The 25,399-nt window shown below is 66.0% G+C and carries 20 protein-coding genes; 15 read left to right on the plus strand and 5 right to left on the minus strand.

All coding sequences use genetic code 11. The features are described 5' to 3' along the window. Positions 1 to 106 precede the first annotated feature (106 nt). The 10 genes from BBTA_RS31205 to BBTA_RS41905 all read left to right on the plus strand — a co-directional run bounded on the left by BBTA_RS31205 (position 107) and on the right by BBTA_RS41905 (position 11,611). Positions 107 to 1,402, plus strand: a complete 1,296-nt coding sequence (locus BBTA_RS31205) for a cytochrome P450 (protein ID WP_012046498.1) — start codon at positions 107 to 109, stop codon at positions 1,400 to 1,402. Positions 1,403 to 1,624: 222 nt separating this feature from the next. Further along, positions 1,625 to 2,896 carry a cytochrome P450 gene (locus tag BBTA_RS31210; protein ID WP_012046499.1) on the plus strand — a complete coding sequence of 424 codons (1,272 nt, stop codon included), beginning with the start codon at positions 1,625 to 1,627 and terminating at the stop codon, positions 2,894 to 2,896. A 340-nt stretch (positions 2,897 to 3,236) separates the two neighbouring features. Next, entirely contained in the window at positions 3,237 to 3,782 is a 546-nt protein-coding gene (locus BBTA_RS31215) for a thiamine pyrophosphate-binding protein (RefSeq protein WP_012046500.1), read from the plus strand. Further along, on the plus strand, positions 3,782 to 4,363 hold the full coding sequence (locus tag BBTA_RS31220) for a thiamine pyrophosphate-dependent enzyme (RefSeq protein ID WP_012046501.1): 582 nt from the start codon (positions 3,782 to 3,784) through the stop codon (positions 4,361 to 4,363). The genes BBTA_RS31215 and BBTA_RS31220 overlap by 1 nt, the downstream gene beginning before the upstream one ends. A 162-nt stretch (positions 4,364 to 4,525) precedes the next feature. After that, entirely contained in the window at positions 4,526 to 5,692 is a 1,167-nt protein-coding gene (locus BBTA_RS31225; protein WP_012046502.1) for an acyl-CoA dehydrogenase family protein, read from the plus strand. Positions 5,693 to 5,701: 9 nt separating this feature from the next. Continuing rightward, on the plus strand, positions 5,702 to 6,814 hold the full coding sequence (locus BBTA_RS31230) for a CaiB/BaiF CoA-transferase family protein (RefSeq protein ID WP_012046503.1): 1,113 nt from the start codon (positions 5,702 to 5,704) through the stop codon (positions 6,812 to 6,814). Positions 6,815 to 6,816: 2 nt separating this feature from the next. After that, the gene (locus tag BBTA_RS31235) at positions 6,817 to 7,662 is read left to right on the plus strand and encodes a MaoC family dehydratase N-terminal domain-containing protein (protein ID WP_085972736.1); all 846 of its coding nucleotides are present in this window, start codon (positions 6,817 to 6,819) and stop codon (positions 7,660 to 7,662) included. Between the two features lie 109 nt (positions 7,663 to 7,771). Next, positions 7,772 to 9,394 (plus strand): benzoylformate decarboxylase, encoded by a 1,623-nt coding sequence (gene mdlC / locus BBTA_RS31240; protein ID WP_012046505.1) that lies wholly within the window; start codon positions 7,772 to 7,774, stop codon positions 9,392 to 9,394. Positions 9,395 to 9,723: 329 nt separating this feature from the next. Then, positions 9,724 to 11,010, plus strand: a complete 1,287-nt coding sequence (locus BBTA_RS31245; RefSeq protein WP_012046506.1) for a hypothetical protein — start codon at positions 9,724 to 9,726, stop codon at positions 11,008 to 11,010. A gap of 109 nt (positions 11,011 to 11,119) precedes the next feature. Next, positions 11,120 to 11,611 carry a hypothetical protein gene (locus BBTA_RS41905; RefSeq protein ID WP_012046507.1) on the plus strand — a complete coding sequence of 164 codons (492 nt, stop codon included), beginning with the start codon at positions 11,120 to 11,122 and terminating at the stop codon, positions 11,609 to 11,611. A 376-nt stretch (positions 11,612 to 11,987) separates the two neighbouring features. Here BBTA_RS41905 and BBTA_RS31250 read toward each other — a convergent pair whose 3' ends face one another. The 3 genes from BBTA_RS31250 to BBTA_RS31260 all read right to left on the minus strand — a co-directional run bounded on the left by BBTA_RS31250 (position 11,988) and on the right by BBTA_RS31260 (position 15,696). Continuing rightward, positions 11,988 to 13,703 carry an outer membrane beta-barrel protein gene (locus BBTA_RS31250; protein ID WP_244424212.1) on the minus strand — a complete coding sequence of 572 codons (1,716 nt, stop codon included), beginning with the start codon at positions 13,701 to 13,703 and terminating at the stop codon, positions 11,988 to 11,990. Between the two features lie 479 nt (positions 13,704 to 14,182). Continuing rightward, on the minus strand, positions 14,183 to 14,977 hold the full coding sequence (locus tag BBTA_RS31255; protein ID WP_012046509.1) for an SDR family oxidoreductase: 795 nt from the start codon (positions 14,975 to 14,977) through the stop codon (positions 14,183 to 14,185). A 23-nt stretch (positions 14,978 to 15,000) separates the two neighbouring features. Continuing rightward, positions 15,001 to 15,696 (minus strand): hemolysin III family protein, encoded by a 696-nt coding sequence (locus BBTA_RS31260; protein ID WP_012046510.1) that lies wholly within the window; start codon positions 15,694 to 15,696, stop codon positions 15,001 to 15,003. A gap of 191 nt (positions 15,697 to 15,887) precedes the next feature. Between BBTA_RS31260 and BBTA_RS31265 the strand changes: the two genes are divergently transcribed. Both BBTA_RS31265 and BBTA_RS31270 read left to right on the plus strand, forming a co-directional pair. Beyond that, on the plus strand, positions 15,888 to 17,351 hold the full coding sequence (locus BBTA_RS31265; RefSeq protein WP_012046511.1) for a YcjX family protein: 1,464 nt from the start codon (positions 15,888 to 15,890) through the stop codon (positions 17,349 to 17,351). Beyond that, positions 17,348 to 18,376 (plus strand): YcjF family protein, encoded by a 1,029-nt coding sequence (locus BBTA_RS31270; protein ID WP_012046512.1) that lies wholly within the window; start codon positions 17,348 to 17,350, stop codon positions 18,374 to 18,376. The genes BBTA_RS31265 and BBTA_RS31270 overlap by 4 nt, the downstream gene beginning before the upstream one ends. Positions 18,377 to 18,379: 3 nt before the next feature. On the opposite strand, the gene BBTA_RS31275 is transcribed toward BBTA_RS31270, so the two are convergent. Then, positions 18,380 to 19,909, minus strand: a complete 1,530-nt coding sequence (locus tag BBTA_RS31275; RefSeq protein WP_012046513.1) for a glycosyltransferase family 39 protein — start codon at positions 19,907 to 19,909, stop codon at positions 18,380 to 18,382. A gap of 203 nt (positions 19,910 to 20,112) precedes the next feature. On the opposite strand from BBTA_RS31275, the gene BBTA_RS31280 reads away from it, so the two are divergent. The 3 genes from BBTA_RS31280 (at position 20,113) to BBTA_RS31290 (ending at position 23,790) form a co-directional block, all read left to right on the plus strand. Continuing rightward, positions 20,113 to 21,846: an adenylate/guanylate cyclase domain-containing protein gene (locus BBTA_RS31280; RefSeq protein ID WP_012046514.1), complete on the plus strand. Its 1,734-nt coding sequence runs from the start codon at positions 20,113 to 20,115 to the stop codon at positions 21,844 to 21,846. Positions 21,847 to 22,101: 255 nt separating this feature from the next. Further along, positions 22,102 to 22,302 (plus strand): cold-shock protein, encoded by a 201-nt coding sequence (locus BBTA_RS31285; protein WP_006609369.1) that lies wholly within the window; start codon positions 22,102 to 22,104, stop codon positions 22,300 to 22,302. 279 nt (positions 22,303 to 22,581) lie between these two features. Further along, positions 22,582 to 23,790: a CaiB/BaiF CoA-transferase family protein gene (locus tag BBTA_RS31290; protein WP_012046515.1), complete on the plus strand. Its 1,209-nt coding sequence runs from the start codon at positions 22,582 to 22,584 to the stop codon at positions 23,788 to 23,790. Position 23,791: 1 nt separating this feature from the next. Here BBTA_RS31290 and BBTA_RS31295 read toward each other — a convergent pair whose 3' ends face one another. Beyond that, the gene (locus BBTA_RS31295) at positions 23,792 to 25,330 is read right to left on the minus strand and encodes a hypothetical protein (RefSeq protein ID WP_012046516.1); all 1,539 of its coding nucleotides are present in this window, start codon (positions 25,328 to 25,330) and stop codon (positions 23,792 to 23,794) included. Between the last annotated feature and the right edge of the window lie 69 nt (positions 25,331 to 25,399).

A 25,399-nucleotide genomic window follows, 5' to 3' on the forward strand; every position in this document is an offset into this window, starting at 1 on the left:
TCCTTGGGGCCTCCGTCAAACTCCCCGCTTGCCCAGCGCGCCCGGGCAGGATGTAATCGCGCCCAATATCGTCGGACATCAAGAATCCGGCCAGGAGGAGACATCCATGCTCGGGACGACCATTACGGCCGACATCCGCAGGCCTGTCGCGACAGGCGAGCGCGCCATCGACGAAGCCAGTCGCCGCGCCGCGTCGCTGCCGCTCGACGCGTTCGATCCCGGCAATCCCGAGCTGTTCCGCAGCGACACGCACTGGCCCTATTTCGACCGGCTGCGCCGCGAAGATCCCGTGCATTACTGCAGGGACTCGATGTTCGGTCCGTATTGGTCGATCACCCGCTACGACGACATCATGGAGATCGAGACCAATCACGCCGTGTTCTCATCGGCCTCGGCGCTGGGCGGCATCACCATCCGCGACATCGATCCGGAGCTGCGCCGCGAGAGCTTTATCGCGATGGACCCGCCGCGCCACGCCGCCCAGCGCAAGACGGTGGCGCCGATGTTCACGCCGACGCATCTCGACGAGCTCGCGATCAACATCCGCAAGCGCTCCGCCGAGTGCCTGGACAATCTGCCCCGCGGCGAAGTGTTCGACTGGGTTGATCGCGTGTCGATCGAGCTGACCACGCAGATGCTGGCGGTGCTGTTCGACTTCCCCTGGGAGGATCGCCGCAAGCTGACGCGCTGGTCAGACATCACGACCACGATCCCCGGACCGGACGGGCTGGTCGCCACCGAGGACGAGCGCCAGGCCGAACTGATGGAGTGCGCGCGCTATTTCGCACGGCTCTGGCAGGAGCGGCAGAACCAGCCGCCGAAGAGTGACCTGTTGTCCATGATGGCGCATAGCGACGCGACGCGGAACATGGACCCGAAGAATTTCCTCGGCAATCTCGTATTGCTGATCGTCGGCGGCAACGACACCACGCGCAACACCATGTCCGGCAGCATCTATGCGCTCAGCCAGAATCCCGATCAGTACCGCAAGCTGAAGGACAACCCGGCCCTCATCGACAGCTTCGTGCCCGAAGTGATCCGCTGGCAGACCCCGCTGGCCCATATGCGCCGCACGGCGCTCGAAGACATCGAGTTCCGCGGCAAGCAGATCAAAAAGGGCGACAAGGTGGTGATGTGGTACGTCTCGGGCAACCGCGACGAGACCGCCATCGCGCGCCCCTACGACTTCATCATCGATCGCGCCCGTCCGCGGCAGCATCTGTCATTCGGCTTCGGCATCCACCGCTGCGTCGGGCTGCGGCTTGCCGAGCTGCAGCTCAAGATCATCTGGGAAGAGATCCTGAAGCGTTTCGATCATATCGACGTGATGGACGAGCCCAAGCGGGTCTATTCCAGCTTCGTCAAGGGATACGAGACATTGCCGGTCAGGATTGCGGCCTAGAGTCAACTCGACGATTTGAAACGATGACGATCCACCAATCTCCGTCATGATGAGGAGCCGAGGGTGACGACGTGTCCGTCATAGCCCAACAGGCGACGGCGGACGAAATCCAGACCTGTTTCCGGCCCCGGACTGCTTCCGCGTCGCTCGCAATGACGGACGGCAGGCCATACTTGATCCATTGTTAGGGTTTGGAGCATTTCTCCAGAAAAGGACCACCCCATGACCGCCCAGGCCGCGCTTCGTTCCGACCATGCCGATCTGCTGCGCCAGGCGCGGCTGGAGGCCTATTCGACGCCGATCGAGGACTTCCATCCCGGAGCACCGCGCCTGTTCCAAAGCGACACGATCTGGCCGTGGTTCGAGCGGCTGCGCAAGGAAGCGCCGGTGCATTACTGCACCAAGGCGCCGATCGAGCCGTATTGGTCCGTCACGCGCTACCACGACATCATGCATGTCGACACCAACCATGCGATCTTCTCCTCCGATGTCAGCAATGGCGGCATCATGATTCGCGACGTGCCGCCCGGCTATGAATGGCCGAGCTTCATCGCGATGGACGAGCCCCGCCATGGCGAGCAGCGCAAGACGGTGTCGCCGATGTTCACGCCGGATCATCTCGACGAGATGGCGGTGCTGATCCGGCAGCGCTCGGCCAAGGTGCTGGATTCGCTGCCGCGCAACGAGACCTTCAACTGGGTCGAGAAGGTCTCGATCGAATTGACGACGCAGATGCTCGCGACCCTGTTCGACTTCCCGTTCGAGCAGCGGCGCAGGCTGACGCGCTGGTCCGACGTGTCCACCGCGCTGCCCAAGAGCGGCATCGTGTCGTCGGAGGACGAGCGCCGCCGCGAGCTCGCCGACTGCGCCGAAACCTTCGGCCGGATGTGGAAGGAGCGCCAGGCCAATCCCGGCCGCGACCTGATCTCGATGATGGCGCACAGCGAGGCGACGCGGCACATGACGCCGGACAATCTGATGGGCAACCTGATCCTGCTCATCGTCGGCGGCAACGACACCACGCGTAACACCATGACCGCCTCGGTGCTGGCGCTGAACGAGAACCCGGCCGAGTATCAGAAGCTGCGCGACAATCCGGCTTTGATCGACACCATGGTGCCCGAGGTGATCCGCTGGCAGACGCCGCTGGCGCATATGCGGCGCACAGCGCTGGTCGATACCGAGCTCGGCGGCCAGAAGATCAGGAAGGGCGACCGCGTCGTGATGTGGTACGTCTCGGGCAACCGCGACGAGGAGGTGATCGAGACTCCCGACGCCTTCATCATCGACCGCAAACGGCCGCGCATCCACCTCTCCTTCGGCTTCGGCATCCACCGCTGCGTCGGCATGCGGCTGGCCGAACTGCAGCTGCGCATCGTCTGGCAGGAGATCCTGAAGCGCTTCGACCGCATCGAGGTCGTCGGCGAGCCGAAGCGGGTCTATTCCAGCTTCGTCCGCGGCTATGAGTCGCTGCCGGTGCGCATCCCGGGGTGAGCGCTTCCGAGCCTCACCCTGATGAGCCCGCCCGGAGGCGGGCGTCTCGAAGGGCGAGGCCGGGACAGCGGCCTCATGGGTCGAGACGCGCCGCGAGCAAGACTGTTTGTGTTGGCCCGCCTCTCGCGCGGCACTCCTCACCATGAGGTTTGGAGTTCCGCCTGTTGGGCGGCGGCGCCCCTCATGGTGAGGAGCCGCGCAGCGGCGTCTCGAACCATGAGGCCGCCAACTCCCTATAAGAATCCGGCATGGCCGGGTGAACCAAATTCAATGGGCCCCGGTCGCCATTTCTGGCTAAATCATCCGCTGCACCATCGGTGCGCATGAACCGCAGGACGCCATGGCCGCTTCCGACACGCCGACGACAGGTCCCGACTGGCCGCTCGCCATCTACGAGGCGCTGAAGGCGGCCGATGTCCGGCAGCTCTGCTACGTGCCCGACGCCGGCCATTCCCGCCTCATTCGCCTGGCGCATGACGATCCCGCGATCGCCACCACTGTCCTGACCACCGAGGAGGAAGGCGTGGCGCTCTCCGCCGGCGCCTGGCTCGGCGGCCAGCGCGCGGTGCTCCTGATGCAGTCGAGCGGCGTCGGCAATTGCGTCAACATGCTGTCGCTGCTTTCGAGCTGCCGGTTCCCGTTCCTCACTTTCGTGACCATGCGCGGCGAATGGGCCGAGTTCAATCCGTGGCAGGTGGCGATGGGCAAGGCGACGCCGGCCGCCTTCGACATCATGGGCGTCACCGTGTTCCGGCTGGAGCGGCCTGACGACGCCGGCGAGATGGCGGCCGCAGCCGCAAGGCTCGCCTTCGACAGCGATCAGGCCATCGCCGTGCTGATCTCCCAGCGCATGATCGGCGCCAAGAAGTGGACGGAGGGCAAGTGATGAACACAGCGCTCGACCGTCGCGCCGCCGTGCAGGCGCTGCTGCAGGACCGCGGCGACCTGCTGGTGATCAGCGGCCTCGGCTCGTCCTCCTACGACGTGTTTGCGGCCGGCGATCATCCGGCGAACTTCTATCTCTGGGGCGCGATGGGCGGCGCGGCCATGATGGGACTCGGCCTCGCGCTGGCGCAACCGTCGCGACCGGTGGCCGTCATCACCGGCGACGGCGAACAGTTGATGGGGCTCGGCGGCCTTGCGACCGCGGCGGCGAAGAAGCCCAGCAATCTGTCGATCATCGTGCTCGACAATGCGCATTTCGGCGAGACCGGCATGCAGATGAGCCATTCCGGGCTCGGCGCGAGGCTGGAGCTGATCGCCTCGGGCGCGGGCTTTCCCTCCGTGAGCACGATCGCCGATCAGGTTGCGCTCGATGCGTTCCGGCCGAAGCTGCGCGACCGTGCAGGTCCGCATTTTGCGCGCGTCGTGATTTCCACCGATCACGTCGACCGCGCCCTTCCGCCGCGCGATGGCGTGTTCCTGAAGAACCGCTTCCGCGGCCATCTCGGCTATCCGGTCAGCTAGACCATGGTTGCCACGCACCTTTCATGTGTCGAAGCAGGCAAGGCTGACCAGCCGCAACGCTGGCATTCCAAGCTTGCCAAGCACCGCACGCTTCGTCATAGGCTATCATCAACACATAGAGGGAGACCGCGGGACGTGTGATCACGGCCCACGGAGCAAGGAATGACAGAACAGCATCAGCACGACGACTACGCAGACATCCGCGACGCAGTGGCGAAACTCTGCGCCCAGTTCCCCGGCGAGTATTGGCGCAAGCTGGATCGCGAGATGGCCTATCCGTCGGCGTTCGTCGATGCGCTGACGCAGGCCGGCTATCTCTCCGTGCTGATTCCCGAGGAATATGGCGGCGCCGGCCTCAAGCTGTCGGCTGCGGCCGCGATCCTCGAGGAGATCCAGCGCGCCGGCTGCAATGGCGGCGGCTGCCACGCCCAGATGTACACGATGGGCACCGTGCTGCGGCACGGCTCGGCCGAGCAGAAGGCCAAATGGCTGCCGAAGGTCGCGAGCGGCGAATTGCGGCTGCAGGCGTTCGGCGTCACCGAGCCGACCTCGGGCACCGACACCTCGTCGTTGAAGACCTTCGCCAAGCGCGACGGCGACAGCTACATCGTCAACGGCCAGAAGATCTGGACCAGCCGAGCCGAATATTCCGACCTGATGATCCTGCTCGCGCGCACCACGCCGAAGGACCAGGCGCAGAAGCGCACCGACGGACTCTCCGTCTTCATCGTCGACATGCGCGAGGCCAAAAAGGCCGGGCTCACCATCCGCCCGATCCGGACGATGATGAACCACGCCACGACGGAGGTGTTCTTCACCGACATGCGGGTGCCGGCGGAGAATTTGATCGGCGAGGAAGGCAAGGGCTTCCGCTACATCCTCTCCGGCATGAACGCCGAGCGCATCCTGATCGCCGCCGAATGCGTCGGCGATGCGAAATGGTTCATCGCCAAGGCGACCAACTACGCCAAGGAGCGCGTCGTGTTCGGCCGTCCGATCGGCCAGAATCAAGGCATCCAGTTTCCGATCGCCAAGGCCTATGCGTCGATGCGCGCGGCCGAGCTGATGGTCAAGGAAGCCACCCGCAAATACGAGGCTGGGCAGGATTGCGGCGCCGAGGCCAACATGGCCAAGATGCTCGCGGCGGACGCGTCGTTCGAGGCGGCCAACGCCTGCATCCAGACCCATGGCGGCTTCGGCTTCGCCGAGGAGTACGACGTCGAGCGCAAGTTCCGCGAAACGCGGCTGTATCAGGTGGCGCCGATCTCGACCAACCTCATCCTGTCCTACGTCGCCGAGCACGTGCTCGGCATGCCCAGGTCTTACTGAGGTCCTGCGATGCTGCCGCTTGAAGGGATCACTGTCGTCGCCGTCGAGCAGGCGGTGGCCGCGCCGTTCTGCTCGTCGCGCCTGGCGGATGCCGGCGCTCATGTCATCAAGATCGAACGGCCCGAAGGCGATTTCGCCCGCGGCTATGACGCCGCGGCGAAGGGGCAGAGCAGCTACTTCGTCTGGCTCAACCGCGGCAAGGATTCGCTGGTCGTCGATCTCGCCAAGCCGGACGGCCGCGCCGAGCTGGAGAGGCTGATCGCAAGCGCCGACGTGCTGCTGCAGAACCTCAAGCCCGGCTCGATGGACAGAATGGGCTTTGCCCGCGAGCGGCTGCGCAAGGACTATCCGAAGCTGATCTGCTGCACCATCACCGGCTATGGCGACTCGGGTCCTTATGCCGATCGCAAGGCCTATGATCTCCTGATCCAGGCCGAGAGCGGTCTGGCCTCGATCACCGGCGGCCCGGACGGTCCGTCGCGGGTCGGCATGTCCATCGTCGATGTCGCCACCGGCGCGACGGCGCATGCCGCGATCCTGGAGGCGCTGATCAAGCGCGGGCGCACCGGCGAAGGCGCCGACATCCGGATCTCGATGTTCGACGTGATGGCCGACTGGCTGACAGTGCCGCTGCTGAACGCCGAAGCCGGCAATGCGCCGAAGCGTATCGGCCTCGCCCATCCCTCGATCGCGCCCTATGGCGTGTTCACCTCGAAGGACGGCAAGGACATCCTGATCTCGATCCAGAGCGAGCGCGAGTGGAAGACGTTGTGCGCCAAGGTGCTGGATCAGCCCGGCCTGCCCGACGATCCGCGCTTCGCCGACATGGTCGCGCGCGTGCGCAACCGCGCGCTGACGGATGGCATCGTGGCGGAGCGCTTCGCAGCGCTGACGCGGGCCGAGCTGCTGGCCAAGCTCGCCGCTGCCGACATCGCCTTTGCCGAGGTCAACAGCATGGCGGACCTCGCAATGCATCCGCATCTGCGCCGGATCGAAGTCAATACGCCGAACGGCGTCGTCTCCTATCCGGCGCCCGCGGCGATCGTCGTCGGCGACGACAGGCATTATGGCGCCGTGCCAGGGATCGGCGAGGCGGCCTCGCCGCATCAGCGAAAGGGATGATCATGACGGATGAGCTCGATCTCGATCACCTCCGGCAATGGGTCGGCCGCAGCGCCGAGGCAACCGACATCGTCACCGCGCAACTGACCAAGGGGCTGCGCGCCACGCTGTTCCAGGATATCGGCGAGCCGCAAACCGGCGACATCGCGCCGTACACAGTGCATTGGTGCCTGGGCCAGCCGGTGTTCCCGCATGATCAGCTCGGGCCCGACGGCCACCCGACCCGCGGCGGCTTCCTGCCGCCGGTGCCGCTGCCGCGGCGGATGTGGGCCGGCGGCGAGGTGCAGTTCATCGATCCGCTGCGCGTCGGCGACGTCGCCACGCGGGTCTCGACGATCACGGATGTCAGCCTGAAAAGCGGCTCGACCGGCCAGCTCTGCTTCGTGGCCGTCGAGCATGTCGTCTCGACGCCGCGCGGCACAGCAATCCGCGAGCGCCAGGACATCGTCTATCGCGACATGGGCGGCGCGCAGCCTGCGTCGCCCAAGGCGCCCCCGCCGCCGGTGGCGCAGCACAGCGAGAGCCACGTCTCCGATCCCGTGCTGCTGTTCCGCTACTCGGCGCTGACCTTCAACGGCCATCGGATCCACTATGACCGCGACTACGTCACCAAGGTCGAGGGCTATCCGGGGCTGATCTTCCACGGCCCGCTGCAGGCCGCGCTGCTGGTCGAGTTCGCCGCCGGGCTGAAGCGCAAGCCGCCGGCCAAGTTCGCCTATCGCGGCGTGCAGCCGCTGTTCGAGGGCAGCGAGTTCTCCGTCAACGCCAACGACAGGGATGGCGGTCTGGAGCTGTGGATCGCCAACGCCGAGCGGCAGCCGACGATGAAGGGCACGGCGGTGTGGTGAGACAGTCTATCGTCATTGCGAGCGAAGCGAAGCAATCCAGAGTTCCGCGACGACTCTGGATTGCTTCGTCGCTTCGCTCCTCGCAATGACGGCATGTGAGGAAACGCCTTTGGCCAAGACAACAAAAACAACGACCAAGCCCGTCACCGTCAAGCAGGCGACATTCGAGCTGCTGCGTGCCTTCGGCATTAAGAAAGTCTTCGGCAATCCCGGCTCGACCGAGCTGCCGTTCCTCAGCGACTGGCCCGATGACATCGACTACGTGCTCGGCCTGCAGGAGGCTTCCGTCGTCGGCATGGCCGACGGCTATGCGCAGGCGACGCGCAATGCCGGCTTCGTCAATCTGCATTCGGCCGCCGGCGTCGGCAATGCGCTCGGCAACATCTACACCGCGCATCGCAACCAGACGCCGCTGGTGATCACCGCCGGCCAGCAGGCGCGCGCGATCCTGCCGCTGCAGGCGTTCCTCTATGCCGAGCGCGCCAGCGAATTTCCGCGCCCTTACGTCAAATACAGCGTCGAGCCGGCGCGCCCCGAGGACGTGCCGGGCGCGATCGCGCGCGCCTACTACACTGCGATGCAGCCGCCCTGCGGACCGACCTTCGTCTCGATCCCGATCGACGACTGGATGCATCCGGCACAGCCGGTCTCGGCGCGCAAGGTCAGCCGCGAACTCGGCCCTGACCGCGCCGCAATGGACGAGCTGGTCGCCGCCCTGACAGCGGCGAGGAACCCGGCGCTCGTCGTCGGTCCCGGCGTCGACCGCGCCGGCTGCGTCACGCTGATGGTGCAGCTCGCCGAGAGGGCGAAAGCCGGCGTCTGGGTCAGCCCGTTCTCGGCGCGCTGCTCGTTCCCCGAGCGGCATCCGCTGTTCCAGGGCTTCCTGCACGCCTCGCCCGGGCAATTGTCGGACGCGCTCAAGCCGCATGACCTCGTGCTCGTGATCGGCGCGCCGGTCTTCACCTTCCATGTCGAGGGCCATGCCGCGATCTTCGACGGCGCCACGGCGATCTATCAGATCACCGACGACGCCGACGGCGCGGCGGTGCCGCCGATCAGCACCAGCATCATCGCGACGATGCGGCCGGCGCTGTTGCTGCTGCTCGAGCTCCTGCCCGAGACCAAGCGCGCCGCGCCGCAGGCCCGCGTGCTGCCCGAGGCCCCCAAGCCATCCGATCCGATCCCGGTCGACTACCTGCTGCATACGCTGGGGCAGGCGCTGCCCGCCGGCGCCGCACTGGTCGAGGAGATCCCCTCGCACCGGCCGCTGATGCACAAATTCATGCCGATGCCCGGCGCGGATTCGTTCTACACGATGTCGAGCGGCGGCCTCGGCTACAGCCTGCCGGCGGCGGTCGGCATGGCGCTTGGGCGGCCGAAGGACCGCATTGTCTGCCTGATCGGCGACGGCTCGGCGATGTACTCGCTGCAGGCGCTATGGACCGCGGCACAGCGCCGGCTGCCAATGACTGTGGTCGTGATCAACAATTCCGGTTACGGCGCGATGCGCTCGTTCAGCCAGGTCATGCAGGTGCGCAACGTCCCCGGGCTTGAATTGCCGGGGCTCGATTTCGTCAAGCTCGCCGAGGGCATGGGCTGCGAAGCGGTCCGCGTCAGCCGTTCGGCGGAGCTTCCGGCCGCCCTCGCGCGCGGCCTCGCCCATGACGGCCCCAGCCTCGTCGAGGTGATGGTGGATTCCGCCGTCCCGCTGCTCTACGCGCAGAAGAGCTGACACGCGGTTCGAACAGCGGACAAAGAGTCAAGATATCGACCTTGCGACAATTCGCCTCAACGCGGATGTCGGCAGCGTGATCTGCCGCCGAATGCGCATGATCGGGCCGCAACCGTGACGCTCGCTGTCGTCCGACAAGCGATTGTTTCGAAAGCTTTCTGACGCGCTGCGCCATCTCGCCGCAGCGCCGCTGCCGCAAAGGCCGCGAAATCCTGCCGTCAGCTGGCAGACAGCCGCCATGTTGGTTGCAAGGTCCGACCATTCTGCAAACCAAAATCATTACCAAAAGGTTCCGTCATCTGATCCAGCGTACCAATGGAGTTGAGCTGATGATGGATAAGAACATTCAAACCGCATCATCGAGGAAAGACCTCTATCGGCACGTCAGCGTGCTGGCTCTCATGGCCGCCTTGGCCGTGACCACGCTGCCGCGTGACGCCAACGCCCAGGCGGCGATGACGACCGCGCTCGCGACCTCGGCCACGACGAAGGCGGCGCAGGACGCGGCTGCGAAGGCCGCGCAGGACGCAGCCGCCAAGGCCGCAGCCGCAGCCGCCGCGAAGGCGGCCCAGGATGCCGCCGCCAAATCTGCGGCCGCTGCCGCGGCCAAGGCGGCTCAGGATGCCGCCGCAAAGCAGGCCGCGAAGGCTGCAGCCGACGCTGCGGCCAAGGCCGCCGCAAACGCGGCTGCAAAGGCGGCGACCAATGCCGCAGCCAGTGCAGCCAGCAAGGCCGCGACCACGGCGGCGACGGCCGCGAACGCGGCCAAGACAACGGTCGCAGTTGCCACCACAGGCACCGCCGGCACCACGAACACCACGACGGTGACCGCCAAGAACGGCGCCGCGACCGCAACGGCGACAGCAACCGGCAACGGCACAGGCACCGGCTTCGGCACCTCCACAGCCGCCGCAAAGCCCGCAGCCGCCACGACGGCCACGGCGACGACTGGCACGGCGACGAAGGGCGCTGCGACGACCGGCACAGCGGCAGCCACCACCACGAAGACGGCAGCCGCGACCACCACGAGCACGACGGCTGCGGCGGCCAAGCCGGCAACGACCTCGTCAACGACAACCACGACAGTCGCCGTCGCGAAGACGACCGCCGCCCCCGCGGCGGCCGCGGCAACCCCCGCCAAGGCCGCAGCCGCATCGAGCAGCAACGACGCGGTCGCCAAGGCCAACGCCGCAGCGCAAGCTGCTGCGCAGACCGCAGCCACCGCCGAAGCTCAGGTCGCCGCCGACCGCAAGGCGATCGACGTCGCACGCCAGGCCGAGCAAAATGCGCGCGGTGCGGCGATCGAAGCGCAGGAGCAGGCGGAGAAAAATCCGACTGCAGCCAACCAGGCTGCTGCCACCGCAGCTGCCGCGAAGCTGACGGCGGCCTCGTCGACGCTGCAGGCCGCCTTCCAGAAGCTCGACAAGGATATCGACGTCTCCAACGAGGCCAAGGAGGCCGCGAACGCCGCCAAGGATACGGCGCGCGAGACCGCCGAAGCGGCCGGCAAGGCCGCCCCAGCAGGCCGGCCAGGCTGCAGGCAACGCCAACAATGGCGGCGCTGCGGCCAACAATGGCGGAGCCGCTGCCAACAACGGCGGAGCCGCGGCCAATAACGGCAACGGCAAGGCCAACAACAACAACCAGCAGAACCAGGAGGCCAAGGAAGCCGCCGAGCAGGCCGCGCTGCAGGCTGCACTCAAGACTGGCGAGCAGGCCCGCGCGGTGGCGCAGCAGAAGACCCAGGCCGCGCAGGCCGCCGCGACCCAGAACCAGAAGACGGTCGAGGCCGCGCTGAACCAGAAGATCGGCGCGCTCGATGCGGCGGTCGAGGCGGCCGAGCAGAAAGTGAATGCGGACCGGCAGGCGCTGGAGCAGGCGCGGCAGGCTGCGCAGCAGGCCAAGCAGGATGCGCAGGAGGCAGCCGAGCAGGTTGAACGCGCCAACAACGCCGCCAACCAGGCCGCGCTGGCAGCTGCGAACGCCAAGGCGCAGACCACCGCGAACGCCTTCAACCAGGCCAACGCGACCCTGAACGCTGACAATCAAGCCCTGACCCAGGCGCGCGAAAGCGGCGAGCAGCAGGAGCAGGCGCTGCGGGCGGCAGCCCAGCAGCAGATCCAGGCCGGCTACACCGCTGCGCAGCAGGCGACCCAGGCCGCCTGGGCCGAGGCGCAGCAGATCGGCAACGCCGCGCTTGCCGCGCTCGAGCAATAAGGCCACTGCGCTCCGCGCCGCCTGCCCGGCGGCGCGGACCAGATAAACGATAACAAGGCCGCAACCAGCCGCATGCCGACCCGGCCGGGGATGACGGTCACGCGTTGGGACTTAACCTCACCCCACCGCATGATCTGCCCCGGCCTCCCCCATCCGCCGGACATGCATTGCCTTCAGGCCCCGCCCCCCTGCGGGGCTTTTTCTTGCGTCCAGCCCCGGCAAAGTCGCGACGAGAGCCCGCCCCGCTCAACGATATAGGCTGATCACGACGGCCCTCTTGCAGAGGAAGCCGGCTGGCGCGCCACGCATGGCGATTGGCGCGGGACCATCGCGCGGCGGTTGGTCAGAAGCCTTCGCGCGGGGCCCGACGCCGCCATCAATACTGGAAGCGCACGCCGACGACGCCGACCACGGCCATGAAGTTGTTCATGACGATATTGGAGCGCGTCCATTCGGTACGGACCTCGCTCTTGAGCTGAATGTTGCGATTCATCTTGTAAGTGCCGCCGGCCGCCAGGAAGGTCCGCTGATCGGTCCGGCCGATGCCGACGAACTGATCCTGGCCGTAGCCGCCGCGCAGGGTGCCGATCAGCCACGGCTCGAACTGATGGTCGACCTGCAGGATCACGTCCCGCGACAGGATGCCCGAGACGTTCATCGCCGGCGTCTCCGAGGCCTGCGACCGCGCCACCAGCACGAACGTCGTCGTATCGGTCGCGGCCCAGGCAAGGGTCGCATCCGCGATCACGCCGTTGATGTTCGGCATCGCCGGCGAGTCCATGCGACGCGTGAGATAGCCGACCGAGGCCTCGCCGGTCAGCGATCCCATGTTGACGACAGCGCCCGCACGCGCCGCAAGGCCGGTCGAATCGCGCCGCTGGCCGTTGAAATCGACCTGCAGATCGTGATTGCGGCGGTCGAAGCTCATATCGACGAAGGGTGAGATGTTCGGCGTCAGCACATAGGTCACGCGGAGCTGCGCACCTGGTTGAGTGTAGTTGCGGTCCTGTGTCCGCAACGGGATGTTGGTCGTGATCATCGCGTCGTTGAAGACGACCCGATCGAGCGATCCCTTGAACGCGATCTCGCTCGCCCCGAGCTTCTGCAGAACGCCTGCGCTGCCGCCGAAGCTGGTGACACGCGGCAGCTTGAGCAGTCCCGGGATCGTCAAGGCATCGTTGACGAACCGGGCCTCACCAGTGACCGCCGTCCCATCGATGACGTCGTAGCGCCCTTGCGCCCGCGCCTCGAAGGTCGGATGGCTGATGCCGCGGACATTGGTGTCATCGGTATAGGCGCCGCGGAAATCGGCGTTGAGCTGATGCCGCTCCCATTGCGAGCGGAGCGAGACGTCGGTTGCCACGATCGCCACCGGCGATCCGGCTCCCCGGGCTCGCCGTGTCGGATTGCTGTCATAGCCGGCCAAGATCTCCACCGCCGGCTTCACGAGGAAGGATCCGACCGTCACGCCGGTCGGATCATAAGGTTTGGCGTCGGCGGCTACCGGTTGCGGCGTCACCGTGGCGAGATTGCGATCGGGCAAGACGTCGCGGTTGCGGATCACGCCGACCGGCTGGCTTGCCGCGACGGCCGGCAAGGCCGGCGCGACCGCGACCGGCTCCGCTAGCGCTGCTGCACCATGTGGTGCTGCATTTTGCGACGGGGCCGGTTGCGCTGCTGCCAGCTGCACTCCGCGCGTGACGTCACGCGCCGCCACCGGCGCGCTCAGACCACGCGCCGGCTGGAACGCAGCGGATTTGAGTGTGAAGCTGCCCGGAGACACGCCGGCCTTGCCCGGAGCCGCAAGCGCCGGCGCACCGGACTCAGGCACGGGACGCAATAACGCGCCCACGTTGCGCGGGTCCTGGCGCATCGCCAGCATCCGGCTGTCATTGGCGATGCGCGGGACATTGTAGTAGATGCTGCGCGCGGTGACGTGACGGAAGAACAGCCGATCGGCCCGCCCGGGAACGACATCCGTCGGCTTGACCGTGATGGTCTGCTGCGCCGACGCGGCATCGGCCACCATGACCGTGAGCAGCAGCACCTCGACCAGCGTGAGCGTAACCCCGCGCTGTGATCGCGTCACCATCAGCCGCTTCGTCCGCACGGCGAACGCGCCGGTCTTGTGGGATGAATGAGTTTGCACGGAAAGCCGAAGATACACAGGTCTCGCGAGAACGTCGGGATGCGCCCGACATCGTCCGCAACATGTGCAGCCAACGCGCTCCCCTTGTGACCAGATGACTGGCAAAGGTCGGCGGAAATTTTGCCGAGCCGGGGAGATTTCATGTGGCAATGAGGAGCATTCGCAACATGCAGGATCGAAGCGATCTGCAGACGCCATCGGCGCTCGCTGAACGAACTAATTAGTCAATTTTTGGTTCGACCGCCCTGCCGGCGCCGTAAACCGAACAATGCGGACCGACCACGCGAATCGGGCTCCGCGAAAACGAGAGGTCGTGTCTTGAGTTGTCAGGACCGGATGCAGGACCCGCCACGCCGTCACAGCCAAGGCCGGTGTGTTTGCCAAGGGGCGCGGTCAGATCATCGACGACAATGATCGCGAAGTTACTTGCCGAACTCTTCGCGCATCTTGGCCTGGATCTTGGCCATGCCGCCGAGCCAGCGATCGTAATTCTCGGTCTTCTTGCGCATATAGCCGAGCACCTGCGGATGCGGCAAAATCAGAAATGTCTCTTCAGCGAGCCCCTTCAGCGCATCCTGCGCCACCTGCTCGGGCGTCAGATCGCCGTCACCGGATTGCGGGCCCTTCGGGATCGACCGCAGCATGTCGGTGTCGACGCCCTGCGGGCACAGGATCGAGACCTTGATGTTGTCAGCCTTGTGCGAGATCGCGAGATTCTCGGCGAATCCCACCGCGGCGTGCTTGGTGGTGGAATAAGGCGCGCTGCCGACCTGCGACAGCAGGCCAGCCGCCGAGATCGTGTTGAGGAAATAGCCGCCACCGCGAGCCTTGTAGCGCGGGATCAGGTGCCGCGCCGCGTAAACATGCGCCATCACATGGATCGCCCAGCTGCGCGCCCACGGCTCATCCGTCGTGCCTCCGACATTCACCGCGAGCGGATCGAATCCGCCGCCGATGCCGGCGTTGGAGCAGAACAGCGCGATCGGGCCGAACTGCCGCTCGGTCTCCTCGATCACACGGCTGATGTCGGTTTCCTGCGAGACATCGCATTTGAACGCCGCGCCCCCGACGCTCTCGGCAACCGCCTTCGCTGCAGTCTCGTCGAGGTCGGCCACGATCACCTTGGCCGCGCCGGCCCGCGCAAAGGCCTCGCACAGCGCCTTGCCGATGCCCCGGGCTCCGCCGGTGACCACCACGATCTTGCCGGTCACCTGCATGCAAAGCCCTCCCCGCGGAATTTCTATGTCAAGACCAGATCGAGCACCGCGGTATAATGAAAGCCGGCGCCCAGCAAGACGAAACCATGCCAGATCGCGTTCTGAAAGCGCAAGCGCCGCCAGGAATGGAAGATCACGCCGAGGCTGTACAGAATGCCGCCGGCAAGCACGCAGGCGAGCACCGAGGTCGGCATGACCGCGATCACCCGGTCGTACATCATGATGCCGCTCCAGCCGAGCGCCAGATACAGCCCGATCGACAGCGTATCGAACCTGCCCGGCCAACGCAGCTTGAGCACGATGCCGAAGATGGCGACGCCCCAGACGCCGAGCAGCAGCGCGGCCGAGAACAGCGTATCCTTCAGCGCCGCGATGAATGGCGTATAGGTCGCGGCGATCAGCACATAGATCGCCGAGTGATCGAACCGGCGCAGCACCCATTTGGTCGGCGACACCGGCCACAGATTATAGGTCGCCGACAGGATCAACATCGACAGCAGGCCGGCGACGTAGACCGACACCACGACGATGTCGACGGGACTGGCATAGATGGAGGTCAGGACGACGAGCACGGTCGCAGCGACCAGGCCGAAGCTGATCCCGACCGCATGAACGATGCCGTCGGCAATCATCTCTACCTTGTCGTAATTCCAGCGGACCGCGCCGGCGGCGGCGTGGACGGAGGTCGAGGCGAACTGTTTCAGTTGGAATACGGTCATGGAGGAACCTGGCGCTGGCTTGCCAAGACAAACTTGCCCGGACGATTATGGTTTCCAGAGGTCAACGATCCGTTCAATCGCTGTTTCTATCCGCAAATGCCGCGGACATGTGAGCTTGATTTCAGCGTTTTTCATCGCCACCTGTCAAAAATCGCTCACGCGCTTTTCAACTGGCGAATTCTTTCCTTCTCATGGTGTCTTTTTCCGAAATCGTCGAGGAAGCGCGGCTCTCCGCCCGTGCCCTGCTCGATTATGGCGAGAGCTTCTTCAACCCGACGATCCGGCTCGGCGTCACCGGATTGTCACGGGCCGGCAAGACCGTGTTCATCACGGCGCTGATTCACGGCCTCATTCGCGGCGGTCGCATGCCGGTGTTCGAGGCGCTGTCCTCCGGGCGCATCGCGCGCGCCTTTTTGGCACCGCAACCGGACGATGGTGTGCCGCGCTTCGCCTATGAAAGCCATGTGCGGGCGCTGGTCGCCGAGCGGCGCTGGCCCAGTTCGACGGTCGACATCAGCGAGCTCCGGCTGGTGATCGAATTTCAACGCGGCAACGGCGCGGAGCGGACCCTGACGCTCGACATCGTCGACTATCCCGGTGAATGGCTGCTCGACCTGCCGCTGCTCAACAAGAGCTATGAGCAATGGGCCCGCGAAAGCCTCGCGCTGTCGCGCAGCGAGCCGCGGTCGCACTTGGCCGGAGCGTGGCACGCGCATCTGGCGACGCTCTCCGCCGAAGGTCGTGAGGACGAGCCGGCGACGCTCGAGTCAGCACGCCTGTTCACCGACTACCTGCGCGCCTGCCGGGACGATCGCTTCGCGATGAGCCTGCTGCCGCCGGGGCGTTTTCTGATGCCCGGCAATCTCGCGGGATCCCCCGCGCTGACCTTTGCGCCACTCGATGTGCCGGCGGACGGCCGGGCACCGGATGGCTCGCTATGGGCCATGATGGCGCGCCGCTACGAGTCCTACAAGGATATCGTGGTCCGGCCATTCTTCCGCGACCATTTCGCGCGGCTCGATCGCCAGATCGTGCTGGTCGACGCACTGGCGGCGTTCAACGCCGGACCGGAGGCGTTGCATGATCTCGAAGCCGCCCTGACCGGCATTCTCGACTGCTTCCGGGTCGGGCGCGGCTCGGTGTTGTCGGCACTCTTCCGGCCGCGCATCGACCGCATCCTGTTCGCGGCCACCAAGGCCGATCATCTGCACCATACCAGCCATGATCGACTCGAGGCCGTGCTGCGGCGGGCCGTCAACCATGCGGTCGCCCGGGCGGAGAGCACCGGCGCCGAGATCGACGTGGTGGCGCTCGCCGCTGTCAGGGCGACGCGGGAGGCGCTGGTGGCGCGTGGCCGCGACAAGCTGCCGTCCCTGCTCGGCACCCCCGCGGCGGGCGAAAGCGCCAATGGCGAGATCTTCGACGGACAGACCGAAGTGGCGACGTTCCCGGGCGAGCTGCCCGCCGATGCCGAGGAGCTGTTCAAAGGCGGCGCCTATCGGGGCCTGTCGAGCGCCGGCGCCGACGGTACCGATTTCCGCTTTCTGCGCTTCCGCCCGCCGCTGCTGGAGCGGGAGGCTGGCGGCGAGCCCGCGCTGCCCCATATCCGTCTCGACCGCGCCCTTCAGTTCCTGATCGGAGACCGGCTGCAATGAGCGAACGCGCCAAGCCCCGCCGTCCCCAGACATTCCGGCTCGACGATCCGGACGTCGTTGTCGTCGATGCCGAGGATGCGGCCCGGCCCGGCCGCGGCACAATTCAGATCACGCCAGAAGCCGACCCGGCGCAATTGCCCGTCCCGGTCGAACTCGCTCTGCCCGCGCGGCGCGGCTTCCGCTGGGGCGCCCTGTTTTGGGGATCGGTCGCCGGCCTCGTCCTGCTCGGCCTCGGCCTCGGGGTCACGCATCTGATCGAGGATCTGTTCGCGCGCAGCGAGGCGCTCGGCTATGTCGGCGCCAGCCTTGCCGCAGCCGCCGCCGTCGCACTTGCCGCCGTGATCGGCCGCGAGACCTACGGCCTGGTGCGTCTCGCCACGATCGAGAAGCTGCATCAGCGCGCCGCTGCCGTGCTGATTTCTGACGACCGTGCCGAGAGCCGCGCCGTGGTGGCCGAGCTGCTGCGTATCGCCCACGCCAATCCGCGGCTGGCGCGTCCGCGCGCCGCGCTCACCGGCCATGCCGACGACATCATCGATGGCGCCGACATGATCAAGCTCGCCGAGCGCGAGCTGATGGCGCCGCTGGATGTCGAAGCCAGGCGCCTGGTGTCGCTGGCAGCGCAACGCGTCTCGGTCGTGACCGCGGTCAGCCCACGGGCACTGATCGACGTGCTGTTCGTGTTTGTGGCCAGCTTGCGGATGATCCGGCAGCTGGCGCGGCTCTATGGCGGCCGCCCCGGTGCGCTCGGCATGATCAGCCTGTTGCGCCATGTCATCGCCCATCTCGCCATCACCGGCGGCATGGCGGCAAGCGACAGCCTGATCCAGCAGGTGCTGGGTCATGGCATCGCCGCGAAGCTGTCACAGCGGCTTGGCGAAGGTGTGCTCAACGGCCTGCTCACGGCCCGGCTCGGCCTCGCCGCGATCGACGTGACCCGGCCGATGCCGTTTGCCGCGCTGCCGCGCCCGGCTCTCGCCGATCTCGCCAAGGATCTCCTGCGCAAGCAGGACGAGGCGGAGTGATGCTCAGGCGAAGCTCGCGGCGTCGAGATCTCCGGCCAGCCATCGCCACTGATACAACGGGGAGTCCGGCGGTGGTGACAGATCCGGCGTCCACCCCGTCAGCTTCTTGATCGCGTAGGTCTCCATGACCGTGCCGCGCCACGACCGGGTGACATTGCCGAGCGGCGCGAGGCGCGCCGTCGTGCCGGCCCAGAGCAGGCCGGAATCGTCCGGGCCGCGGACGACATAGAGGCCGGGATGCGCTGCGATCAGGTTCATGCCGGGATCCCGAAAGCCCAGGAAGCGGGCGCGCTCGTTGACCTGGACGACCGGAACACGCCCCCTGAAGAACCATCGCATCATCGCATAGGTGCGATAGTCGGAGGTGGCGATCCAGGTTGCGCCGGTTTCAGCCAGCTCATGCTCGACCTGCGCCGCGACCTGCTGGTACCCTGCCTCGCTCCCGATCGGGTCGGCCCTGCCGAGAAAATTCCAGGGTGCCGCGACATAATAGAGGAAGATCAGAACGACCATCGCGAGGCCGCTCGCGACTGCGATCCGCGCCCAGCCGACGGTCGAGCGAATCATCCATGCCGGCCAGCCCTCCTGCGAAAGTCTCACGATGTTGATCGCCACCGCGGCAAAGCCGATCGGCCACATGAACATCGGCCATGTGTCGCCGATCCGCAGAGTGAGCGACTTCCACAGGAAATACAGGAACGGCACGAGCACCGCGGTCGAGAGCAGAATGGCGACCGGCTCGCGGGTGCGATAACCGCGCCAGGCTGTCAGCGTCAGCGCGGACAGCGTCACCGGCAGCAGGACGAAGCCGACCTGTCCGAGCTGCAGTCCGATATAGTCGCCGACCGTCCGCCAGGAAAAATCGCGCGGCGCCGTGGCGCGAACGAGCTGGAATCGGAACGAGGCCCAGTCATGCTGCACGTTCCAGATCAGCACCGGCGAGAACACCGCGAGCGCGATCAGTGCTGCGCCCCATGGATAGGGGCTCGCGAGCCAACGGCTCCGCCACGCCGGAACGAGCAGGAATGCCGCCACGCCCGGCAGCAGCATCACGACGGTGAATTTGGACAGCAGCGCCAGGCCGCCGAACAGTCCAGCGACGAGCCACCAGCGGCCATCGTCACTCTCGACCAGGCGCACCAGCGCCCAGATCATCGCCAGAGCAAAAGGGATCGCCGCAATATCGGGTGCCACCTTGGCCATCAGCAGCCCGTAATACAGCGCAGCCTCGGGCAGCAGCACGGCAAGGATCACGGCACGCGCATTGTGAGTGACGCGGCGAACGATGTCGGCGAGCAGAAGCTGCGATGCCGCCATCGCCACGATTCCCGCGAAGCGGACCCCGAGATTGGTGTCGCCAAACAGAGCCGTTCCAAGCCGGACAAACCAGGCGATCATGGGCGGATGATCGAGGAAGCAGAGCTGCAGTTCCTTCGACCAGGTCCAGTAATAGGCCTCGTCAGTGCGCAGATCCAGCGCGCTCGCATAGACGATCCGGAGCACCGTCATGCCGGCGATGATCGCCGCAGCCATGAGCCACGCGGCGCGCAAGGAGCGGGAATCTGGACCTGCGATGCTGGGGGAAATGGCCGTCACGCGGTGCTTTTCCCCGACTCTGCCGGGCGAGTCAACGCTCCCCCACGCAGGCGGGATCGCAGGCCTTTTCCCACGCTCCGCCCCACTAGGCTACCAGGGAATAAATCTCTAGCATCACTGTTCATGACCACACGGGCCGCATGACCATCTCGATTTCTCATCATCTGCGAACGGCGCTGCGCGGCATCGGCCTGCGTCAGGTGCGGCTGATCTGCGGCATTATTCTCTTCAGCTACCTGCTCAGCCATTTCCTCAATCACGCGCTCGGCAATGTGTCGCTGCATGCGCTCGCCGCGGGGCTGTCCTATCACGTGGCATTCTGGCAATTCCTGCCGGTCGCAGTGCTGTTCTACGCGGCGGTTCTCATCCATGGCGGCCTCGGTCTGTGGGCGCTTTATCAGCGCCGGCAGTTCAGCCGCAGCCTCATCGAGCCGCTGCAGCTCGTGCTCGGCCTCAGCATCCCGGCACTGATCTTCACCCATATCGCCGGCGTCCGCCTCGGTCAGACGCTGTACGGGCACGAGAAGTTTTATCCGCAGGTCCTGTACTCCTACTGGGCCGGACCGCCCTGGCGGGTCGGACTGATGACCACGGCACTGCTGACATCCTGGACCCATGGCTGCATCGGCCTGCATGCCTGGCTCCGCCTCAAGCCGCTCTATGAGCGAGCCGCGCCCTGGCTTCTCGCCTGTGCCGTGCTGATCCCAACGCTGGCGCTGCTCGGCTTTTATCGAGGCGGCCGTGACGTGATCGCTGCAAGCACGTCCATGGAATGGCGCGCCGAGAACCTGACATCGCGGCAGACCGGGATCCCCTCGGAGCAGGCCGCGCTCGAGACCATCATGAACGGCTTCCTGATCGGCTATATCGGCCTGATCGGCGCCGTGCTCGCGGCACGCGGCGTCAGGGCCATCAGCGAACGCCGCGGCGGCATGATCACATTGTCCTACAACAATGGGCGCATCGTCCGGGTGCCCAAGGGGCTTTCGATTCTCGAGGCCAGTCAGCGCAACAACGTGCCGCATGCCAGCATGTGCGGCGGCCGTGCGCGCTGCTCGACCTGCCGGATCAGGGTGATCGGCGATCACACTGCGCTGCCGGCGCCGTCGCCCCGCGAGGCCTTCGTCCTGTCCCAAGTCGGTGCCGCCGATCCCTCGATCAGGCTGGCGTGTCAGCTGCGCCCGACGGCCGATCTCTCGTTCTTTCAGCTCTTCATGCCCAACCTGACCTCCGGCGAGCGCGGCAAGCCAAGGACCCGCATTGGACAGGAACGGTATCTCGTCAGCCTGTTCGTCGACATGCGCGGATCGACCAGCCTCGCCGAGAAACGATTGCCGTTCGACGTCGTGTTCATCGTCAACCGCTTTCTGGAAGCCGTCTCCCAGGCTGTGCTGCGCAATGGCGGCCAGCCCAATCAGTTCGTCGGCGACGGCATGCTCGCGCTGTTCGGACTATCGGCAACCCCTCACCTGGCCTGCCGTCAGGCGATTCAGGCCGCCCGCGACATCGCGGCCAACATCGCCGCGCTCAACCAGGTTCTCAGCCATGACCTGCAGGATCCGCTGCGTTTTGGCATCGGCATCCACGGTGGCGAAGTGATCGTCGGTGAGATCGGCTACCGCGACCACATGGTCTTCACCGCGCTGGGAGACGCCGTGAACGTCGCCTCGCGGCTGCAGGACATGACCAAATCCCTCGGCTGCCAGTTCATTATTTCGGAGGATGTCTATACGCGGGCCGGCATTGCGCACGGCTCGCTGCCGCAGCAGGAGGTGGAGATCCGCGGCCGCGCCGAGCCGATGCGCGTCCGGATCGCGATGGAGGCCGCCGACATCGCGGCGTTGACGCCATCCGATGAAGGCGCGGTTGCGTGAGAGATCGGCGTTGAACCTGTTTGCGCCATCAACTGTCATACGAGAATGGTTGCCGCGGTTGGGCGGCGGCTGGCGAAGCGGTGGGCGGCGCGGCAGCCAAAAGCCGCAAAGCCGCCACGATATCGATCAATTGGGGCCGAAAGCGCCCGCTGTTTGCGCTATCAAGGCCGTCCCAACCGCAGTATCCTTAATTTCGGGCCTGACGGTTTGCGGGGACCGCCGGCTCGATCTGGATTGATCCCGCGGAGGCAACGTATGGCTAAAGGTACGGTCAAGTGGTTCAACCCGACCAAGGGCTATGGTTTCATCCAGCCCGCGGCCGGGGGCAAAGACATTTTCGTCCATATCTCTGCAGTGCAGAAGGCCGGGCTCACGACCCTCAACGAAGGCCAGACGATCGAGTACGAAGAGATCGCCAATCGCGGCAGGAGCTCGGCCGAGAACCTGAAAGTGTAATAGACGAGCTCGCGCGCCTTCTGCCTCATGGCCCCCCTGCCTCACGGCCCTTCGGCGCACATCGTGCCGCTTGCCGAGCAAGCACAACACGAGCCACGAGGAACCAGACAGGAGCGGTGTCCGCTCCTGATATTGTCATGCATTTTAGCTTGCACTTGTTTGTAGGTTCAGCTCCCTCCCGCCATTGCCTTGCTGGCCCGACATGAGTCAAATGGGCATCAAGCCGCGCAAAGAACAAAATTCCAGCGCGCGGAAAGCAAAAAACGGGAGCAGCGTCTCATGGATGAGAAGGGCATTTTTCACGGCCTGAAAGTGCTGGATTGCGCGAGCTTCATTGCTGCTCCCGCCGCGGCGACGGTGCTTTCCGATTTCGGCGCCGACGTGATCAAGATCGAACCGCCCGGCGCCGGCGATCCCTATCGCAACCTGCCGAACCTGCCCGGCTATCCGCGCAGCGAGCATAATTATGCCTGGTATCTCGAAGCCCGGAACAAGCGCAGCATCGCGCTCGATCTGGCGAAGCCAGAGGCCCAAACCGTCCTAAGGCGGCTTGTTGCGGAGGCAGACGTCTTCATCACGAACTTCCCCCCTTCGGTCCGGGCCAAGCTCGGCCTGACCTACGAGACACTCGCGCCGCTCAATCCGCGGCTGATATATGCGTCGTTCACCGGTTATGGCGAAAAGGGCGAGGAAGCCGACAAGCCCGGCTTCGACAGCAACGCCTATTGGGCGCGGTCCGGCCTGATGGATCTGGTGCGCGCCGACGAAAGCACGACACCGGCGCGCTCGGTGGCCGGAATGGGCGACCACCCTTGCGCGATGGCGTTCTACGGCGCGATCGTCACCGCGCTGTATCAGCGCGAGCGGACCGGCAGAGGCAGCCACGTCGCCTCCAACCTGATGGCGAACGGAGTTTGGGCAGCCTCGGTCCTGGCCCAGGCGAAGCTGTGCGGCGCGACTTTCGTCGAGCGACGGCCGCGCGAGCGCGCATTGAACGCGGTGGCCAACCATTACAAATGCCAGGACGGCCGCTGGATCATGCTGTCGCTGCTCAACGAGGAGAAGCAGTGGCCGATTCTCGCCCGTTGCCTCGGCCGTGAGGATCTGATCGAGGATCCGCGCTTCGTCACCAAGGCCGACCGCCACGCGCGCTCGGTCGAGCTGATCCAGGAGTTCGACGCGGTGTTCGCGACCAGACCGTTGGCGGAGTGGCGCAGGATTCTCGATGGCAGCGGGCTGGTGTTCGGGGTGGTCGGCATTCTCGACGACATCCCCCATGACAAGCAGATGATCGAAAACGAGGTGCTGGTGCCGTTCGAGAACGACACCATGCTGACGGTCAACAGCCCGATCTGGATCGACGGCCAGCGCAAGGTCGTCCCGCGCAAGCCGCCGGGACTAGGCGAGCACAGCGACGACATTCTGCGGCAGGCCGGCTTCGACGACCAGGCCATCCGCGAATTGCGCGCACGCGGCGCGGTCGCCTGACCTATCGTGTCGCGATGAAGCACATGCCGAAGCGCGTCGCGGGCCCGGTCTGGCAGGACAGGTTCGAGGCGCAAGTCCAGGTCGAGAAGCTCTTGTCATTCTCTGCAGGATCGGTGCGGCCCGCATAGCAATGCGCGCCCCAGCCGTCATTGTAGACGGTGCCGGCCAGCTCGTCGCTGCCGCGCAGCTGCGGACGGCTGGCGAAACCGCGCGAGAAGTCCGGCGTGCGGCCTTCGGCAAGAGCGGTGAGGATATCGCGGCGGCGCACCTGATCGCCGAAGAAGTGCGGCGAGCCCGGCACCACAACAGTGTTGGACGGCTTCTCCGCCATCCAGTCGACGCCAGGGAAATGGAAGCCGCCGATACCGCGCGTCTGATGACAGCCGCCGCAGCTCGAATCGTTGAGGCGGCGCTCGAAGCCCGCGACCGTCTGGATGTTCTGCAGCCTCACCCCCTGCGCGGCCGCTTGTTCGAGCGCGCCGACCACGTCGGCCTGGGTGAACAGCGGAGCAGGACCGCTGGAATCTCCCTGCACCAGGCCATAAGCGGGCAACAAATCGGAATTGACGAAGCCGACCGGCGTGGGCGCCACGGCGACCTTGGCCAGGAACTTGTCCGGGATCACCGCCGTGCCACGGTCGAGCTCGCCAAGATGCACGGGATCGAGCAGCCACGCCTTGAACTCGCGCGCGAGCGCGGCATCCGCCAGCAGCCGGTCGCGGTCGACCTGGTCCTCCAGCACCGCCTCCTCGAAGGTGCCGCTGGCAGACTGATAGTCGAACACCTTCATCATGTAGTCGGTGCGGAAATCGCGAACGTCGGATTTCGGCGCATGGGCGATCTGCAAATTGGTCTCGATGCGGTGGATGTTCTCCGGCCTGATCAGCGCCAGCGGCCCGTCGGGCGCAACAAGTCTTGCGGCCAGCTCGGGCCCTGTCAGCTGCAGGTCCGAGGTCGCCAGCCAGCGCTTGGCGATGTCGGCGCAGCTCGGCGCGTTGCTCCGGGCCTGCTCGTCGCTCCGCGCCTTGAGCACGATGTTCAGCGTCATCGGCAGCCGCGGCGACGCCAACTCGCCGCCTTTTGCTTCCGGGGGTGTCGTCCGCGTCAGCCTGTAGAGCAGCCGCACCTCGCCGCAATGGTCGGGATCGACGAAGGCGCGATCCATCCGGTTGACGACGCCGGCCAGCACAAAACGGGTATCGGGCGCATCCAGCACGGCGCGGTCGAACAGCTGGAATGCATAGGAGGTGCCGACCCCGATGCTCTCGTTCGGCAGCGTCGTCCTGTGCTTCTCGACATAGCGGTCGAACTCGGCATCGAGCGCCTTGCGGATAGGCTGCATCGCCGGCAGCGCAAACAGCGTTGCGCTGGTCAGGGTCGCATCGCTGCCGGTTGCGAGCATCCGGCCGAGGCCGAACGGGCCCTTGTCGAGCTCACGCAGCGCGAACGGCTCGAGGATGGCGGTGCCGCGCTCGAGCGGCGCAGCCTCGTCGGCATGAGCAAGCGAGTTGCAACACAGCAGGGCCAAGCCAATCAGCAACGGTCGCAAGATGCGCCTCCTCGTTCGAACCGAGCGCACGAACCGGGCCAGAGGCCCCGCCGCGCGCCG

This window comes from Bradyrhizobium sp. BTAi1, from assembly GCF_000015165.1.
GTDB classification, from domain to species: domain Bacteria; phylum Pseudomonadota; class Alphaproteobacteria; order Rhizobiales; family Xanthobacteraceae; genus Bradyrhizobium; species Bradyrhizobium denitrificans.

What these genes read in the sequence shown, in the direction of transcription:
- BBTA_RS31235 (WP_085972736.1), top strand. Translation starts at nt 6,817, where the DNA reads ATGACGGATGAGCTCGATCTCGATCACCTCCGGCAATGGGTCGGCCGC.
- BBTA_RS31230 (WP_012046503.1), top strand. Translation starts at nt 5,702, where the DNA reads ATGCTGCCGCTTGAAGGGATCACTGTCGTCGCCGTCGAGCAGGCGGTG.
- BBTA_RS31205 (WP_012046498.1), top strand. Translation starts at nt 107, where the DNA reads ATGCTCGGGACGACCATTACGGCCGACATCCGCAGGCCTGTCGCGACA.
- BBTA_RS31220 (WP_012046501.1), top strand. Translation starts at nt 3,782, where the DNA reads ATGAACACAGCGCTCGACCGTCGCGCCGCCGTGCAGGCGCTGCTGCAG.
- BBTA_RS31275 (WP_012046513.1), bottom strand. Translation starts at nt 19,909, where the DNA reads ATGGCTGCGGCGATCATCGCCGGCATGACGGTGCTCCGGATCGTCTAT.
- BBTA_RS31285 (WP_006609369.1), top strand. Translation starts at nt 22,102, where the DNA reads ATGGCTAAAGGTACGGTCAAGTGGTTCAACCCGACCAAGGGCTATGGT.
- BBTA_RS31255 (WP_012046509.1), bottom strand. Translation starts at nt 14,977, where the DNA reads ATGCAGGTGACCGGCAAGATCGTGGTGGTCACCGGCGGAGCCCGGGGC.
- BBTA_RS31260 (WP_012046510.1), bottom strand. Translation starts at nt 15,696, where the DNA reads ATGACCGTATTCCAACTGAAACAGTTCGCCTCGACCTCCGTCCACGCC.
- BBTA_RS31245 (WP_012046506.1), top strand. Translation starts at nt 9,724, where the DNA reads ATGATGGATAAGAACATTCAAACCGCATCATCGAGGAAAGACCTCTAT.
- BBTA_RS31225 (WP_012046502.1), top strand. Translation starts at nt 4,526, where the DNA reads ATGACAGAACAGCATCAGCACGACGACTACGCAGACATCCGCGACGCA.
- BBTA_RS31265 (WP_012046511.1), top strand. Translation starts at nt 15,888, where the DNA reads ATGGTGTCTTTTTCCGAAATCGTCGAGGAAGCGCGGCTCTCCGCCCGT.
- BBTA_RS31250 (WP_244424212.1), bottom strand. Translation starts at nt 13,703, where the DNA reads ATGGTGACGCGATCACAGCGCGGGGTTACGCTCACGCTGGTCGAGGTG.
- BBTA_RS31280 (WP_012046514.1), top strand. Translation starts at nt 20,113, where the DNA reads ATGACCATCTCGATTTCTCATCATCTGCGAACGGCGCTGCGCGGCATC.
- BBTA_RS31215 (WP_012046500.1), top strand. Translation starts at nt 3,237, where the DNA reads ATGGCCGCTTCCGACACGCCGACGACAGGTCCCGACTGGCCGCTCGCC.
- BBTA_RS31270 (WP_012046512.1), top strand. Translation starts at nt 17,348, where the DNA reads ATGAGCGAACGCGCCAAGCCCCGCCGTCCCCAGACATTCCGGCTCGAC.
- BBTA_RS31210 (WP_012046499.1), top strand. Translation starts at nt 1,625, where the DNA reads ATGACCGCCCAGGCCGCGCTTCGTTCCGACCATGCCGATCTGCTGCGC.
- BBTA_RS31290 (WP_012046515.1), top strand. Translation starts at nt 22,582, where the DNA reads ATGGATGAGAAGGGCATTTTTCACGGCCTGAAAGTGCTGGATTGCGCG.